The 16421-nt window shown below is 74.0% G+C and carries 11 protein-coding genes, 1 tRNA gene and 2 pseudogenes; 8 read left to right on the forward strand and 6 right to left on the reverse strand.

The features are described 5' to 3' along the window. Positions 1-33: 33 nt before the first annotated feature. The 3 genes and pseudogenes from ACGF12_RS01385 to ACGF12_RS01395 all read right to left on the reverse strand — a co-directional run. Positions 34-348, reverse strand: a pseudogene (locus tag ACGF12_RS01385) (FHA domain-containing protein); the annotation flags it as partial. Between the two features lie 90 nt (positions 349-438). Further along, positions 439-582, reverse strand: a pseudogene (locus ACGF12_RS01390) (FHA domain-containing protein); the annotation flags it as partial. 46 nt (positions 583-628) lie between these two features. Continuing rightward, positions 629-1489: an FhaA domain-containing protein gene (locus tag ACGF12_RS01395; protein ID WP_393023743.1), complete on the reverse strand. Its 861-nt coding sequence runs from the start codon at positions 1487-1489 to the stop codon at positions 629-631. 432 nt (positions 1490-1921) lie between these two features. Here ACGF12_RS01395 and ACGF12_RS01400 point away from each other — a divergent pair. Then, positions 1922-2005, forward strand: a tRNA-Leu gene (locus ACGF12_RS01400). Between the two features lie 116 nt (positions 2006-2121). Here ACGF12_RS01400 and ACGF12_RS01405 read toward each other — a convergent pair. Continuing rightward, positions 2122-3270, reverse strand: a complete 1149-nt coding sequence (locus ACGF12_RS01405) for a sensor histidine kinase (protein ID WP_393023746.1) — start codon at positions 3268-3270, stop codon at positions 2122-2124. Then, positions 3267-3917, reverse strand: coding sequence for a response regulator (locus ACGF12_RS01410; protein ID WP_393023949.1), 651 nt, complete (start codon positions 3915-3917; stop codon positions 3267-3269). Before ACGF12_RS01410 ends, ACGF12_RS01405 begins: the two co-directional genes overlap by 4 nt. A 400-nt stretch (positions 3918-4317) precedes the next feature. Between ACGF12_RS01410 and ACGF12_RS01415 the strand changes: the two genes are divergently transcribed. Next, positions 4318-6087, forward strand: a complete 1770-nt coding sequence (locus ACGF12_RS01415) for a phosphatidylglycerol lysyltransferase domain-containing protein (RefSeq protein ID WP_393023952.1) — start codon at positions 4318-4320, stop codon at positions 6085-6087. Positions 6088-6397: 310 nt separating this feature from the next. Then, positions 6398-7093 (forward strand): hypothetical protein, encoded by a 696-nt coding sequence (locus ACGF12_RS01420; RefSeq protein ID WP_393023749.1) that lies wholly within the window; start codon positions 6398-6400, stop codon positions 7091-7093. A gap of 70 nt (positions 7094-7163) precedes the next feature. Here ACGF12_RS01420 and ACGF12_RS01425 read toward each other — a convergent pair whose 3' ends face one another. After that, positions 7164-9953 carry a SpoIIE family protein phosphatase gene (locus tag ACGF12_RS01425; protein WP_393023752.1) on the reverse strand — a complete coding sequence of 930 codons (2790 nt, stop codon included), beginning with the start codon at positions 9951-9953 and terminating at the stop codon, positions 7164-7166. 278 nt (positions 9954-10231) lie between these two features. On the opposite strand from ACGF12_RS01425, the gene ACGF12_RS01430 reads away from it, so the two are divergent. The 5 genes from ACGF12_RS01430 to ACGF12_RS01450 all read left to right on the forward strand — a co-directional run bounded on the left by ACGF12_RS01430 (position 10232) and on the right by ACGF12_RS01450 (position 16421). Then, entirely contained in the window at positions 10232-11446 is a 1215-nt protein-coding gene (locus tag ACGF12_RS01430; RefSeq protein WP_393023755.1) for a rhodanese-like domain-containing protein, read from the forward strand. Between the two features lie 82 nt (positions 11447-11528). Continuing rightward, positions 11529-12212, forward strand: coding sequence for a DUF5819 family protein (locus ACGF12_RS01435; protein ID WP_393023757.1), 684 nt, complete (start codon positions 11529-11531; stop codon positions 12210-12212). Between the two features lie 137 nt (positions 12213-12349). Then, complete coding sequence (locus tag ACGF12_RS01440) at positions 12350-13528, forward strand: HTTM domain-containing protein (RefSeq protein WP_393023955.1); 1179 nt, start codon at positions 12350-12352, stop codon at positions 13526-13528. Between the two features lie 9 nt (positions 13529-13537). Next, on the forward strand, positions 13538-15649 hold the full coding sequence (locus ACGF12_RS01445) for an FUSC family protein (protein WP_393023760.1): 2112 nt from the start codon (positions 13538-13540) through the stop codon (positions 15647-15649). A gap of 22 nt (positions 15650-15671) precedes the next feature. Then, positions 15672-16421 (forward strand): TrmH family RNA methyltransferase, encoded by a 750-nt coding sequence (locus tag ACGF12_RS01450; RefSeq protein ID WP_393023958.1) that lies wholly within the window; start codon positions 15672-15674, stop codon positions 16419-16421.

Here is a 16421-nt window from a genome sequence, read left to right on the forward strand (position 1 = left end):
GGTCTTGGACGGGATGCTTGCCCTCATGCGCTACTACTTCCGCAGTTCGATGACGGTCCTGCCGATACGGATCGGCATGCCCGGCTGGAGCGGGGTGGGCGCGGTCAGGCGCTGCCGGTCCAGATAGGTGCCGTTGGTGGAGCCTAGATCCTCGACCGTCCACTGCCCAGTCTGATCCGGATAGATCCTGGCATGCCGGGAGGACGCGTAGTCGTCGTCCAGCACGATGGTGGAGTCGTGCGCGCGGCCCAGCGTGATGGTCTGGCCCTGCAGCGCCACGGTGGTTCCGGCCAGCGAGCCCTGCACCACGACGAGCTGGGTCGGGGCGCCGCGACGGCGGCCGCCGCCCTGGGTCTGGCCCGCGGCGGAGCCGGTGGACCCGCCGGCGGCGGGCGCCGGACGTCCGGCGCCCGCGGTGGTCGCGGTACCGCCCGGTGCGGCGTTGGCGCCGCGGCGGGAGGGGCGGGGGTTCACCTTGGTGCCGAACAGGTCGCTGCGGATCACCTGGATCGCGACGATGACGAACAGCCACAGTACGGCGAGGAAACCCAGCCGCATGACCGTCAGGGTCAGTTCTGACATGGCCGTCCCGCCAGTCGGTGAGCGAGGCGCGCGAACAACTCGGACACTACCCTTCGACCTGCCGGTAGACGATGGTGGTGGAGCCCACGACGATTCGGGAGCCGTCGCGGAGCGTAGCGCGCTGGGTGTGCTGCCCGTCCACCACGATGCCGTTGGTGGACCCCAGGTCGAGCACCATCGAGGGGGTGCCGGGGCGGATCTCGGCGTGCTTGCGGGAGACCCCGGGGTCGTCGATCCGCACGTCCGCCTCGGTCGAGCGGCCGAGTACGCAGGCCGCGCCGGAGATCTGGTGGCGGGCGCCGTTCACCTCGATCCAGCGGCGGACCGAGGCGCCGTGGCCGGAGCCGGGGAAGGCGCGGACGTTGCCGCCGGCGGGCGGGGCCGCGGGCATCGCGGGGGGTGCGGCCGGCGGCGGGGGCGCGCTGTACTGCCCGGCACCGCCCTGCTGCCACGGCGCGCCGGGGGCGGGGGCGGACGGCTGGCGGTCGTAGCCGGGCTGCTGCTGCGGCGGCGGGGAGTACTGCTGGGGCTCCTCGGCCGCCAGGGTGCGGCTGCGCACCCGGTACAGGCCGGTGTCCAGGTCGTCGGCCTTCTCCAGGTTCACCTGGAGCGGGCCCATGAAGCTGTACCGCTGGGCCTCGGCGTACTCGCGGACCATCCCGGCCAGTTCGGTGCCGAGCTGGCCGGAGTAGGGGCTGAGCCGCTCGAAGTCGTGCGGGCTGAGCTCGACGATGAAGTCGTTCGGCACGACGGTGCGGTCGCGGTTCCAGATGCTCGCGTTGTTGTCGCACTCGCGCTGCAGAGCGCCGGCGATCTCCACGGGCTGGACCTCGGACTTGAACACCTTGGCGAAGGTGCCGTTGACAAGACCCTCCAGTCGCTGTTCGAACTTCTTCAGCATCCCCATGGGGCACCCCCTTCCAGGGTTCGTTCGCCTGCCTGCCGACCGGCCCTCTCCGAGGAGCGGTCCTCCGAGGAGTCGGTCGTGCCTACTTGCGGTACTTCCGTACTGATCGTATCCACGCCGGGCCCTTCCGTACGGTTCCCGGACCGCGTGGTGCCCGGGGGTGGGCTCGGACACACAGGGTGACGCATGCCGGGTGCCGCACGCCAGGTGTGCCGGTGGGAGCCGCCTCCCTCCTTCGCTCGCCCGTTCGTCGTTCGCCCGTTCGGGTCCGGTCGGTCCCCCCGGATACGGATTCGGAGCTGCCCCCCAGGTCGTGCTACTGTTTTCCACGTCGGAAGGGCCGCCCGGAAGGGAAGTCGGACCGAGGAAGCGCGAAGACCACATGGTATCGAGCGGTTCTGAGGGAAGGTCGGCAAAGAAGACAACACCCATGCGCGGGTGGCGGAATAGGCAGACGCGCTGGATTCAGGTTCCAGTGCCCGAAAGGGCGTGGGGGTTCAACTCCCCCCTCGCGCACAGCGAAGCCCCGCAGATCTTCGGATCTGCGGGGCTTTCTCGTTCTCCCAACTCATTCCCCGGGGTCCGTGCTCACGGACCCCGGCCGGGCGCGGTCCGTGAGCGGGGCGCTCGGCTCAGGAGTGGGTGGCGGGGAGCTCGGCACGGACCTCGAAGCCGCCGTCCTGGGTGGGGCCGGCCGTGAGCGTGCCGCCCAGCAGCTGGGCGCGCTCGCGCAGGCCCACCAGCCCGTGGCCGCCGCCCGGCAGGGTCTCGGCCGGGCGGACCGGCGGCGCCTCGTTGCGGACCTCCACCCGCAGCCGGCGGCCCTTCGCCCGGACCTTCACGTGCACCACCGCCTCCGGGGCGTACTTGGTGATGTTGGTGAGCGCCTCCTGGACGGTCCGGTAGGCGGCCCGCTCGACCGCCTCCGGCCACGGGCGGTCACCGGGGTTGAGCTCGGCGTCGGCGGTCAGGCCGCTCTCCTCGATCAGCCGGGGCAGGTCGGCCAGCCGGGGCTGCGGGGCGAGCGGGGCGGCCGGGGACGGGGCGCCGGTGCCGCGCAGCACCCCGACCATCTGGCGCAGCTCGTCCAGGGTCCGTACGGACAGTTCGCGGATGGTGCGGGCGACGGTCACGGCGGCCGGGTCGGCGGTGCTCACCTGGAGCGCGCCGGCCTGGATGCTGATCAGGCTGACCTGGTGCGAGACCACGTCGTGCATCTCCCGGGCCAGTCGGCCGCGCTCGCTCATCAGCACCCGCTCGGCGAGCAGCCGGCTCTCCCGTTCCTGGCCGCGGGTCAGCTCCTCCAGACGGGCGGCCAGCTCTCGCCGGGTTCGGGAGAGCAGACCGGTGGCGGCCGGGCCGGCGGCCAGCATCACGGCCTGGATGGCGTCCAGGGCGGTGTTCCGGCTGAGGTCGATGACCGGGGTCGGCAGCGGCCAGTGGAAGAAGGAGACCAGGGTGAACAGGGCCGCGCAGGGGAACAGCACCTTGGTGCTGGGACGCCCGGTGGCCACTGTGTAGACGGCGGTGATCGGGGCCAGCCAGATCGCCTCCACCCAGGTACCGGGCATGGTGAGCAGGAACACCGCCACCGGGAAGCGGCGGCGCCAGAACAGCGCGACGGCGGCCAGCGTGGAGAGCGCCAACTGCCACCAGGTGGCGTCCCGGGCCACCAGCGCGGCGTCCAGCAGGGAGTACAGGACGGGCAGCAGGAGCATCAGCCAGGGCGCGGTGCACCAGGCCGGCAGCCGGCGGGACGGCAGCTGGTCGACGGTCGTCATGCCCCGTCGCCGGACTTGGGTCGCACCAGGCCGGCCCGGTGGGCGACCACGGCGGCCTGCACCCGGTTGGCGGCGCCGAGCTTGCCGAGGATCGCGCTGATGTGGTCCTTGACCGTCCCGGTGCCGAGGAAGAGCCGGTCGGCGATCTCGGCGTTGGACAGGCCCTCGCCGAGCAGGGCGAGCACGTCGAGCTCCCGGCCGGTGAGGGTGCGGGCCAGCGCGGTGGCCTCGGCGTCCGGGCCGCCGCCGTCGACGTAGCCGCCGATCACGGTGCGGGTGACGGTCGGGGAGAGGATGTTGCCGCCGGCCGCGAGCACCCGGACCGCGTGCACCAGCTGCTCGGGGGCGGTGTCCTTGAGCAGGAAGCCGGCCGCGCCGGCCCGCAGCGCGGTGCCGATGTACTCGTCGGTGTCGAAGGTGGTGAGCATCGCCACGGCGGGCGGGTCGGGCAGGGCGCGCAGGCGGCGCAGCACGGAGATGCCGTCGAGGTCCGGCATCCGGATGTCGAGCAGCACCACGTGCGGGCGCAGGCGCTGGACGTGTTCCTCGGCCTGCCCGCCGGAGCAGTCGCCGACCACCTCCAGGTCTGGGGCGGAGCCGACGATCAGGCCCAGGCCGGAGCGGACCAGGATCTCGTCGTCGACGATCAGCACGCGGGTCGTGGTGATGGTGCCTCCTCGGTTCGGGCGGCCGGGTTCGGGCGGTCCGCGGGGATCGCTTTTGAGGGTAGGGGTAGCGACGGCGGGGCGCCGAACGCATGGGGGGTGTCGACCCCCGCCGTTCGGCGGGGGTGGGAATCCGCTACCCGGTTCACGTAATTCTCAGGAATGGTGGGGAACCATGGAGTTGGCTGCCTTTTCCGGCCCGCCGCTCCCTGCGGGCAGCCGGTGGGCGGGGGTGGCCGGTCAGTCCGCCGGGCCCGTGCGGGCGCCCGGCGCCGGGCCGTGTGCGGATGCGCCCCACCATCTGATCGTTTGGAATTGAGCTGTGTCGTCCACTGTGAAGCCGGAGCCGTCCGCCACGTCGACCGGGCCCCGGCCCGCCGGGCTGCTCGACCGCTGGCGTCCGAGGGCCGCCGTGGCCTCCGTCTGGTACCTGCGGCTGCTGGCACTGCTGAACGTGGCCACGGTGCTGCTGGTGCCCTGGGGGAACCAGGTCTCCGAGCACAACGAGGGTGAGTACTTCACCCCGTACCTGATGACCTCGGGCCTGGCCGCCGCGGTGCTGTCGGTCTTCCTCGCCGTCGCGATGCGGCGCCGCAAGCGGGCCGCGTGGATCTTCAACGCGGCGCTCAGCGGCGTGTTCGCACTGTTGTACCTGACGGTCATGGTGCTGCCCGGGGAACGGTTCAACAAGCACCCGCTCAACTACATCTCGACCATCCTGACCTGCCTGTTCGTGCTGGCGCTGCTGATCGGGCGCAAGGAGTTCACGTCCAAGGGCGACCGCTCCAACCCGAAGACCGCGGCGGCCACCTTCGTCGGCGGGCTGGTGTTCGGCGGCAGCGTCGGCGCGCTGTTGGTCTGGCTGACCAACGAGCTGAACGGCGCCGGCTGGTGGGACCTCTTCCGCTACTCGGTCGGCCGGATGATCACCATCACCCCGTCCGAGCACCTGCGCTCGGTGATCGCCGCGCCGACCTGGGTGAACGCCGCGATCAACGCGATGGGCGCGGTGCTGTTCCTGCTGGTGCTGTACGTGGCCTTCCGCAGCCCGCGCGGCAAGGAGCTGCTCAACCCCGAGGACGAGGCGAAGCTGCGCGGCCTGCTGGACAAGCAGGGCGAGCGCGACTCGCTGGGCTACTTCGCGCTGCGCCGGGACAAGGCGGTGGTCTTCTCCCCCAGCGGCAAGGCGGCGGTGACCTACCGGGTGGTCGGCGGGGTCTCGCTCGCCTCGGGCGACCCGATCGGCGACCCGGAGGCCTGGCCGGGCGCGATCGACGCCTGGCTGGCCGAGGCCCGTGAGCACGCCTGGGCGCCGGCCGTGATGGGCGCCTCCGAGGAGGCCGGTGTGATCTACGCCCGGCACGGGCTGGACGCGCTGGAGCTGGGCGACGAGGCGATCGTCGAGCTGGACGAGTTCTCGCTGGACGGCCGCGCGATGCGGGTGGTCCGGCAGGCCTACAACCGGGTCAAGCGGGCCGGGTACACGGTGCGGATCCGCCGCCACGAGGACATCTCCGAGGAGGAGATGGCGCAGCTGGTGGCCAAGGCCGACGAGTGGCGCGACGGTGCGACCGAGCGGGGCTTCTCGATGGCGCTGGGCCGGCTCGGGGACCCGGGCGACGGCCGCTGCGTGATGCTGGAGTGCCATGACGGGGACGGCGAGCTCGCGGCGCTGCTGAGCTTCGTCCCGTGGGGCCCGGACGGGCTCTCGCTGGACCTGATGCGCCGGGCCCGGGACACCGAGAACGGCCTGATGGAGTTCATGGTGATCGAGCTGCTGCAGCGCGCCGACGAGGTGGGGCTGAAGCGGGTCTCGCTGAACTTCGCGATGTTCCGGTCGGTGTTCGAGCGCGGTTCGCGGCTGGGTGCCGGCCCGGTGCTGCGGCTGTGGCGTGCCGTCCTGGGGTTCTTCTCGCGCTGGTGGCAGATCGAGTCGCTGTACCGCGCGAACGCCAAGTACCGGCCGATCTGGGAGCCGCGCTACCTGCTGTTCGAGAAGAGCAGCGAGATTCCGCGGATCGGCCTGGCGAGCGCGCGGGCCGAGGGGTTCATCGTCGCGCCGAGCCTGCCCGCGCTGTTCCGTCGCCGACACTCCCGGGCCGCCGTGGTGGCCCCCCGGGTGCCGGTGGCGGCGCGGGACGGGGAGGGATAACCCTCCGTCGGGGGCGGAGGGGGGCCTGCCCGGTCGGACGGGGGGTGGGGTGGAGGGCCCGATCGGTCCGATGGGGGACCCGGTGGGGGGATTGTTCTCCCCCCTGAGGATGACCTGAATCCCCATCCATGCCGATGTGGATTTGTTAACTGGCTTCTAATGTTGGAGTGGCTGAGAAGTTCGGGGATTCAGGAGAAACGTTGTGATTCACAGGACCCACGCGGGGGGCGTGCGAAAGGGGCCGGTGGCGCTAGCCAGAACGGCCGCTGTCGCCGAGTGGGGAGCGTTGTACGTCACGGTCCGGGACGCAGTGGTGCGAAAGAGGTTCGCCGCGTTCCCGCTGGCCACGGCGGCGACGTTTCTGATCCTGCTGTTCAGTATCGTCCAGCACCTGCCGGGCGGCGAGCGGTTCGTCAACCACATCGGAGTGGTGCGGGCCGCGCTGCCGCTGGAGGTCTCGCTGGTGCGGACCCCGCTGTCGTTGTACGTGCCGGCCCTGGACCTGCCGGTCTGGGGGGCGCTGGCCCAGGTGTTCGTGGTCTTCGCGATCGCCGAGATCGTGCTCGGCCGGCGGATGACGCTGGTGGTCGCCTACGCCTGCACCCTGACGGGCACGCTGTTCGCCCGGATCGGGGTGGCCATCGGGCCGGGCCACCTGTTCGGCTTCCCGAAGTGGGTCGCCTACGTGCGGGACACCGGGCCGTCGGCCGCGGTGGTGGCGCTGGCGATCTGCATCGCGTTCCGCTGCCGGGCCTGGCTCACGGCCGCCCTGGTGGTGACCCTGATGGTCGGCGAGGCGATCGTGCTGCCGAACCTGGCCGGTCTGGAGCACGTGGTCGCGGTGGTCACCGCGCTGCTGATCGCCGTCTCGGTCGAGGTCTTCGGGGACTTCTGGCCGCGGGTGCTGGCCGGGGTCGGTGCCGCCACCTCGGTGGCCGCGGTCGCCTCCCGGGAGGTCGCGGTGGAGGCCGGGCGGCACCGTTCGGCGGGGGCCGCCATCCCCTGACGGTCGTTTCATCGGTCGTGACGGCCGCGTACGCCGACCCACTGGTTCACAGTGTGTCCGTACGCGGCCGTCACGCGTGCGGGAGGGGGAGTTCGAACCAGACGACCTTCCCCACCGCCTTGCGGGCGGTGCCCCAGCGTTCGGCGAGCTTGGTGACCAGGGTGAGGCCGCGGCCGGTCTCGCCGAGCTGCTCGGCGGGTTCCAGCGAGGGCAGGTTGTGGTTGTCGTCGCTGACCTCGACCAGCAGCTTGTCCACCCGGATCAGCTGCAGCTGGACGGTGTCCCGGGCGACCCGGACGGCGTTCGTGACCAGCTCGCTGACCAGCAGCTCGGTGGTGTCGCCGAGCGCCTCCAGGTGCCAGGCGGCCAGCTGCTCGCGGACCAGCGAGCGGGCCCGGCGGACCTCGCGGTGGTCCACGGTGAGGTCCCAGGTGGCCACCTCGGACGGGGCGACCCCGTCGAAGCGGGCCACCAGCAGGGCGACGTCGTCCTTGCGGTCGTCCGTGTGCAGTCGGCGCAGCACCTCGTCGCAGGCCTGCTCGGGGCTCTGCTGCGGGTCGATCAGGTTGCCGCACAGCGCGGCCAGGCCGGCTCCTATGTCCCCGCCCCGCACCTCGACCAGGCCGTCGGTGCACAGCACCAGCATCGAGCCGTCCGAGACGTCGATGGTCTTGGCGACGAACGGCACCCCGCCGACGCCGATCGGCGCGCCGGCCGGGATCTCCAGCAGCTCGCCGGTGCCGTCCGGGTGCACCAGGACGGGCGGGACGTGCCCGGCGCTGGCCAGCTCGCAGGTGCGGTTGATCGGGTCGTAGACCGCGTACAGGCAGGTCGCCAGGTGGTCGTCGCCCAGCTTGTGGGCCAGGTTGTCCAGGTGGCGCAGCAGCTGGCCGGGCGGCAGGTCCAGGGCGGCGAGAGTCTGCATCGCGGTGCGGAAGCGGCCCATCGCGGCGGCGGAGTGGATGCCGTGGCCCATCACGTCGCCGACCACCAGGGCGACCCGGCTGCCGGGCAGCTGGATCGCGTCGAACCAGTCGCCGCCGACCTCGGCCTTGGGATCGCCCGGCAGATAGCGGTGGGCGATCTGCACGCCCGGGATCTGCGGCGGGCGGGTCGGGATCATCGAGCGCTGCAGGGTGGTGGCGACCCGCGCCTCGGCGCGGTGCAGCCGGGCGTTGTCCAGCGACAGCGCGGCCCGTACCGCCAGCTCCTTGAGGGTGGCGGCGTCGCTCTCGTCGAAGGGGGCGCGGTCGGGCAGCCGGAGCAGCTTGAGGATGCCCAGCACGGTGCCCCGGGCGGACAGCGGCACCACCAGCATCGAGCGGCCGGAGACCACCGGGGCCAGCCGGGCGCCGCCGAGCGCGATCGCGTAGTTGACCGCGACGTCGTCGCTGACCACCGGGACCAGCACCGGCTGGTTCAGCTGCAGGGCCATCCCGGGCGGGGTCCGGCGGGGCATGCTGACCAGCGAGCCCTCGGGGAGCACGTGGTCCCAGGCGCCGCCGGTCTCGTTGAAGACCAGGGCGACCCGGCGCAGCATGGTGTCGTCGTCCGGCCTGGCGACCGGCAGCTCGGAGTCCGAGATCAGCCCGTCCACCAGGTCCACGCAGGCGAAGTCGGCGACCCGGGGGACCAGCACCTGGCACAGCTCGCGCGCGGTGAAGCCGAGGTCCAGGGTGGTGCCGACCTTGCCACCGACCTCGTTCAGCAGGGCCAGCTGCTCGCCTGCCTGCCCGTTGGTGAGGAACGGGCCCAGCCGTCCGCCCGGCGGGCCCTCGGGGCAGGCGGGGGCGGGGACGGTTCCGGACGGGGCCTGGTCGGCGCGGCGGGACGGGAGGCCCTTGGCGGACGACTCGACGGCGGCCTGCTGCTCGATGGTGGCTCCTCCTCCGATGGGTGGGGGGACCTCCCGGCCGGAGGCGGGGGGAGGGACGGACGGGACGCCCGCGGGGCCGCCGCCGACCGCGGCGGGGAGCTGGGCCGGTTCGCGCTGTTCGCGCTGGACGGCCTCGCGCTGGGCGGTCTCGCGCTGGGCGGTCTCGCGCTGGACGGGCAGCGGGCCGGGCGGCCGGCGGCCGGGCGCGGCCTGCTCGGGCTGCGGCGGGGGGCCGACCCGGGCGGCGCGCTGCTGGGGCGTCGGGTAGCGGCGGCCGAGGCCTACGGCGGCGTGCGCGGCGCCGGACTGTGGATCGGAGGGCAGCACCGGCAGGACGGTGGTCGCGTCCAGCCGCAGGGCGGGCAGCCCGCCGTGGGCCACCGCCTCCAGCAGCGGCGCCCGCTGGGCGGCGGGCAGCAGCCGGGACAGCGGCTCGGGCAGCCCGCCGACGGCGGGGGTGAGCGTCGCGGTCAGCCCGTGGAAGCCACCCCGGGCGGCGGGGGCGGCGGAGAACGGCAGCAGCCGCTCGCCGAGCGCGAGCCGCGGCCCGGTGGTGCGCAGCGGGCGGGCGTCGGCGGCCAGCGCGAGCAGCCCGCCGGACGGGCCGGACAGCGGGTAGGCCCACCAGAGCACGTCGCGCTGGTGTTCCTCGCGGTCGTGCACGGTCAGCCGGCCGGCCCAGGGCCTGCCGCCGGAGGTCCGCTCGGCCAGGGTGTCGAGGGCGTCGCAGCGGCGGCGTACCGCGCAGCGGCCGAGCATCCGGTCCTCCAGGGCGGGCAGCAGGCCGGAGGCGGGGCGGTCGGTGGCGGCCTCGGCGCGGTGCCCGAACAGCTCCTCGGCGGCCCGGCTCCACTGGGCGATCCGTCCCGTCCGGTCGACCAGGACGAGGGCGAGCCGAACGAGGGCGGCCACCCCGCCCGGGTGGTCGCCCGGCGCGGTTTCGGCGCCCGCCGAACGCGGTGTGGAGTTGGACTCGGCCACCATGGATTCGGTCTGCTCCCGCCTAGCCGCCACGCCTGGAGGCGGCCGTCTCTCCGGAGGAAGGCACGCTGTGCGGATACCAGCGAAGCACGGACCGGGCCGGGCCCGACACCGAAACGGGGAGATTCATCAGGATCGGTTGCGTGTCACGTGCCGCGCGCCGGTTCGTACCCCCGCTTCACCCGGACGGGGCTTGCCCGCGCGGCGGTAGGGTGGCAGGCCGGGCCGCCCCCGCGGCGGCTCCGCAGGACCCTGCCGGCCGGACGAGACAGAGGCGAGAAGTGAGCGCGCAGAGCCCCGTTCGCTGGACGGACCCGGAGCAGCAGGAGCTGGAGGAGCGGGTGGCCGCGGCCGAACTCGCCTGGCTCAGCATGGACGTGGACGTGCAGACGCTGCGGGTCGAGATCGACAACTTCGCCCTGATCCACCACCAGCTGCTCGGCCCGCTCTACGCCCGGCTGGACGAGCTGGACGCACTCGTCGCCGAGGCCGTCGCGGCCCGCACCGGACGGCCCGAGGACGTCCGGCTGGCCGCCGAGGCGCGGCAGCGGGTCGAGGAGCTGCCGGACCTGGACGCACTGTTCGACTCGGTGCGGGAGAAGTCCGGCGAGGAGCAGGCCGAGGCCGCCCCGACGCCCGCCGCGCCTCCCCGGGTGAAGCCGGGCAAGCAGGCCCAGCGGGTCTACCGCGACCTGGTCCGCCGCGCCCACCCCGACCTGAGCACCGACCCGGCCGAGCAGCAGCGCCGGGCGGCCTTCCTGGTCCGGGTCAACGAGGCCTACGCGTACGGGGACGCCGCCGCGCTGGAGGGCCTGGCCGCCGAGTGGTCCACCGCGCCGGAGGCCGCCCCCGCCCTCGACTCCCCCGACCGGCTGGGCTGGCTGCGCCGACGGCTGGACTGGCTGACCGCCAAGATCGCCGAGACCGCCACCGAGCAGGTCCGGCTGGAGCAGACCCCGATGGGCCAGCTGCTCGCCCTCGCCCCGCAGGACCCGGACCGGCTGCTGGAGCAGCTCGCCGAGGAGCTGCTCGCCAAGGCCGCCGCGCAGCAGGCCGAGCTGGAACGGCTGTTCGGTGCCCACTCGGCGGTGCCGGTGGGCGAGAATGGCAGCGACCCGACCTTCCCCCAGCCTCCGGCCGGGCGGTACCCCCACCAGGAGAGCCACACGATGTTCGCGCAGATCCCCACCACCGACGCCGCCTCCGTCCCGGCCGACGCCGCCCTGCTGGACGTGCGCGAGCAGGACGAGTGGGACGCGGGCCACGTGGACGGCGCGCTGCACATCCCGATCGGCGAGGTGATCGCCCGGATCGGCGAGCTGCCCGACGCGAAGCTGTACGTGCTCTGCCGGGTCGGCGGCCGCTCCGCGCAGGTCGTCCAGTACCTGGTCCAGCAGGGCCGGGACGCGGTGAACGTGGACGGCGGGATGTACGCCTGGGAGGGCGCGGGCCGTCCGATGGTCAGCAGCAGCGGCCAGGCGGCCTTCGTCCTGTAGGTCCCGTTCGGGGGTTGGGGCAGGATGGGCGCGCGACGCGCCGGTACGGGGCCGGCGGAGCGTCGGTCGGGCGGGGGAGGCCATGACGGAGAACACGGACCGGCCTGCCTCCCGGGGGCACCTCCCGGCCGAAGGGCCGGGGAGGGTCTGGTCGAAGCCCGCGCAGCTCGTCCTCGGCCTCGCCGGGGCGGTGCTGGTGGGCGGCACCGGGCTGTTCCTGAGCGCGGTGTTCCTGCACGTGGCACCCTCCAACGCGTTGTCCCGGCAGTACCAGGACCAGGTCGACGGCGTGGTGTACCCCGAGTTCGAGCAGAACTGGAAGCTGTTCGCCCCCAACCCGCTGCAGCAGAACATCAGCGTGGACGCCCGGGTGCGCACCGTCGCCGACGGCGGAACCACCCGCACCCGTGACTGGACCGGGCTGACCGCGCAGGACCTCGCCGCGATCCGGGGCAACCCCGCGCCCAGCCACGCCGACCAGAACCTGTTGCGCCGCGCCTGGGACTTCTACGACGGCTCGCACGACCAGGACGAGAAGCAGACCAACCCGCGCGGCCGGCTCGCCGAGCAGTACCTCAAGCGGATCGCGCTGCAGCGGATCGGGCGGGAGGTGGACGGCGAGCGGGTCCTGGAGATCGAGTTCCGGGTGACCTCGACCACCGTCCCGCCGCCGTCCTGGAGCGGTGAGGCCGCGCCGCCCGCGCCCAAGGTGCGGGAGCTGCCGTGGTGGCCGGTCGGGGACGAGGACTACCGGGGGCTCGGGTGAACGAGGTGTCGGCGCAGGCTCCGCAGCCGGTGGAGGCCGTGGAGCCGCCACTGTCGGACCGCGTCCCGCGGCAGGGCGGGCAGCCGCCCGCACCGGTGGCGGTGCCGCGCGGGCCGGTGGCGGTGCTCGGGCGGGCGATGGAGGCCTTCACCGGGCGGGTGCTCGGACGGCACCAGGCCGCGGTGGTGCGGATCGGTTTCGGGCTGGTCTGGCTCGTCTACCTGCTGCGCGAGTGGCCCAACCGGCGGGTGCTGTACGGCGACCGCTCGCCCTGGTCGATGGAGCTCGCCCAGCGGCTGCTGGCCGACACCGGGGCGTTCACCGTGCTGCCCTGGTTCGGCGGGCGGCTCTGGTTCGAGCTGGTCTACCACCTGGCCGTGCTGGCCGCCCTGGCGGTGCTGCTGGGCTGGCGGACCCGGGCGGGCACGGTGCTGTTCCTGGTCACCGTGCTGTCGCTGCAGAACCGCAGCGTCCTGCTCGGCGACGGTGGGGACAACGTCGTCCACCTGATGGCGGTCTACCTGGTCTTCACCCGCTGCGCCGAGGTCTGGTCGCTGGACGCCCGGCGGGCCCGGGCCGGTCGGTCCGGTCGGTCCTGGTGGTCCGAGTGGTCCGGGGTGGGGCTCTGGGCGGTGCTCGGCGCGGTACTGGCGGCCTGTCAGCTCGGCGACTTCTCCGGCGACAGCCTGACCTGGACCGGCCCGACCTTCCCGTACCTGGGCTGGTCGCCGCTGTTCTGGGGGCTCTGGGCGGTGGCCGGGATCTGGTGGGTGCTCGGACGGCTGCGGCCGGATGGCGAGCCGCGGGCGGTGCTCGACGCGCTGGCGAACATGGTGCACAACTGCGCGCTGCTGGTGATCGCCGCCGAGGTGGTGCTGATCTACGCGACGGCCGGCTGGTACAAGGTGCAGGGCTCGCGCTGGCAGGACGGCACCGCGCTGTACTACCCGCTGCACCTGGACTACTTCAGCCCCTGGCCGGGGCTGTCGGCGCTGGTCGGCTCGGCGCTGCTGCCGGTGTTCCTGATCTCGTACGGCACGGTGATCCTGCAGGTCGCCTTCCCGTTCACGCTGGTCAACCGGCGGGTCAAGAACGTGCTGCTGGCGGTGATGATGGTCGAGCACGTGGGGATCGCGGTGGTGCTCGGGCTGCCGGTGTTCTCGCTCGCGATGGTCGCGGCGGACGCGGTGTTCCTGCCGACCGGCGCCCTGCTCTGGGTGGCGGCGCGGCTCGGGCGGATCGGAGCGGGCAGGTCCCCCGGGGCCATCAGGGGCAACGGCTCCACCCGGTGCAAGGACGGGGGGCCTGCCGCCTAGGATGTCGTTATGTCCTGGTTCGCCGCCCTTCGTGACACCGCGCGGACCGGACTCACCCTGGACCGGGCGCTCACCGACCCCAAGCGGGCCGCCCGCGGGGCGGCCGCCGTGGCGCTGGTGCTGTTCCCGACCCTGGCACTCGGCGGGGTCCCGCTCGCCACCTCGGCCGCGATGGGGGCGTTCATCGCCGGCTCGGCCACCTTCCAGCGCAGCTTCCGGCCCCGGGCCAGCCTCGCCGTCGCGGCCGGGTTCGGGCTCGGCGTCAGCACCTTCCTCGGCTACCTGGCCGCCGGGGTCACCGGACTGTTCCCGGTGCTGCTCGCGGTGTGGGCCTTCGGCGCCGGGCTCGCCTGGGCGATCGGGCCGACCGCCGGGGTGGTCGCGGCCAACACCCTCTCGGTGATGCTGATCGTCGTCCAGCTGCCGGTCAGCGCGTTCACCGCGCTCGGCCACGGACTGGTCGCCGCGCTCGGCGGGATCGTCCAGGCCGTCGTCATCACCCTGTGGCCGATCGGGAGTTGGACCGCCCAGCGGGGCGCCCTCGCCGACACCTACGCGGAACTCGCCGACTACGCACGCCGGTTGCGGCAGGACCCGACCGCGCAGGTGGACCCGGCGCCGTTCATGACCGCCCGGTACGCCGCCGCCCTGACCCCCTGGCAGGACCGCCACCGGCCGCCCGAAATGCGCGGCCTGCGCGGCCTCGCCGAACGCATCCGGCCCACCCTCGCCGCGCTCGCCGACCCCAAGGTGGGCGCCCCGGGGGAAGGACCGGAGCGCGACCGGGCCCGCGAGGTGCTGGCGGCCTCCGCCGAGGTGATGGACGCCCTCGCCCGGGCGATCCGCACCGGCGACCCGGTCCGGCTCCCCCGCTCGGCGCCCACCCTCACCCTCGTCCGGCCCGACGAGGGGGCCCGGCTGCGGGGCGCGGCCCGGCGCTCCGCCCGACGGCTCGGCGGACTGCTGCGCAAGGCCGCGGACACGCTGGACCGCAGCGACGAGGACACCATCACCACCCCCGTGGTCGGGGCCGGCGGGGCGCTGCACAAGCCGTCCATCGTCCGGATGCTGCCGGTCGCGGCGCGGGCCGTACGGCGGCAGCTGCAGCCGCGCTCGGCGATCTTCCAGCACGCCGTACGGCTGGCCGCGGTCGTCACCGTCGCCTACCTGCTGGCCCGGCTGGCCGGGTTCCACCACGGGTACTGGGCGCCGATGACCGCCGCGATGGTGATGCGGCCGGACTTCGCCCAGACGTACAGCCGGGGCGTCGCCCGGCTGGCCGGGACGGTCGTCGGGGTCGCCGCCTCCACGCTGGTGGTGCAGCTCGCCCACCCCGGGGAATGGGTGCTGGCCGCGCTCGCGGTGCTGTGCATCGGCGGGGCGTACCTCGCGTTCCGGACCGGGTACGCGCTGACCACGGTCGTGATCTCCTCGTACGTGGTGTTCCTGCTCGGGCTGCAGGCGGGCGACCCGTTGGCGACGGCCTTCGAACGGGTCGGGCTGACCCTGCTCGGCGGGTCGGTCGCGCTGCTGACGTACGCGCTGTTCCCCACCTGGCAGACCGCGCGGCTCGGGGAGCGGCTCGCCGAATGGCTGGCGGCGGCCGGGCGGTACGCGGCGGCGGTGGTCGCCTGTTACGAGCAGCCGGCGGCACCCCGGGGGCGGGTGGTGCGGTCGGCGCTGCTGGACTCGCGGGAGGCGCGCTCCGAGCTGATCCAGGCCATGCAGCGGGCCGACGCCGAACCGGGGCGGCACGAGTCCGGGCTGACCGGGGTGAGCCGGCGCCAGATCGACCGGGCCCGGGCGGCGGTCGGACACCTCGGGCGGGCGGCGGTGCTGCTGGAGGCGCACCTGCCGGCCGCCGACGCGGATCCGGTGCCGGGGGCGGCGGAGTACGCGGAGGAACTGCAGCTGGCGACGGCGCTGGCGGCGGGGGCGCTGCTGACGGGGCGACCGGTCGAGTTCGGGGCCGTGCGGGAGGCGCAGGCGCGGTTGGAGGAGCGGCTGGCGGAGGTGCCGGCGGGCGTGCAGGCGGATGTGGTGCGGGCTGGGACGCGGTTGCTGGGGGTGGCTCTGCGGGATCTGGAGCGGGCTCTGCGGGGGAGTTCGGAGGGGCGGTAGGCGGGGTGGGAGCATGAGCGGCATGGACGAGGAGCTGGTGCGGGCGTGGCGGACGGCCGAGGGGGAGCCGGGGGCGGTGCTGTTGGACGGGTTCCACGCGCTGAAGCACGCGTTGCGCTTCGGTGGTGACGTCCGCCGGGTGCTGACGGCCGACCGGTCGGCGCTGCTGGCGCTCGCCGCCGAGCTGGCCGAGGACGTCGTCCCGGCGTTGGACGGGCTCGCGGTGGAGCTGCCGGAGGCCCGGCTGCGGACGCTGGCGCCCCGGCTGCACCCGACCGGGGTGATCGCGCTGGCCGTCCGGCCGACCGTCGAGGCCAACCGGGCGGTGCTGGCGCACCGGCCGCGCAGGGCGCCGGTGGTGCTGCTGGAGAACCCGCGCAACCTGGGCAACGTCGGGGCGGTGATCCGGCTGGCGGCCGGGTTCGGCGCCACCGGGGTGGTGACCACCGGTGATCTGGACCCCTGGCACCCGACCGTGCTGCGCGGCAGCGCCGGGCTGCACTTCGCGACCGCCGTCGAGCGGCTGAGCCTGCCGGAGCTGCCCGCCGGGCCCCTGTACGTGCTGGACCCGGAGGGCGCGGACATCCGGGACCTGCCGTTCCCGGACGACGCGCTGCTCGCCTTCGGCACCGAGCGGCACGGCGTCTCGGCGGAGCTCAAGGCCCGCGCCGACCGGCTGGTCGCGGTGCCGATGCAGCCGGGGGTGTCCAGCTTCAACCTGGCGACCAGCGTCGCGATGGGCCTGTTCCACTGGCAGTCCGGCAGGCGCTGA

This window comes from Kitasatospora sp. NPDC048296 (assembly GCF_043201815.1).
Taxonomy (GTDB): domain Bacteria; phylum Actinomycetota; class Actinomycetes; order Streptomycetales; family Streptomycetaceae; genus Kitasatospora.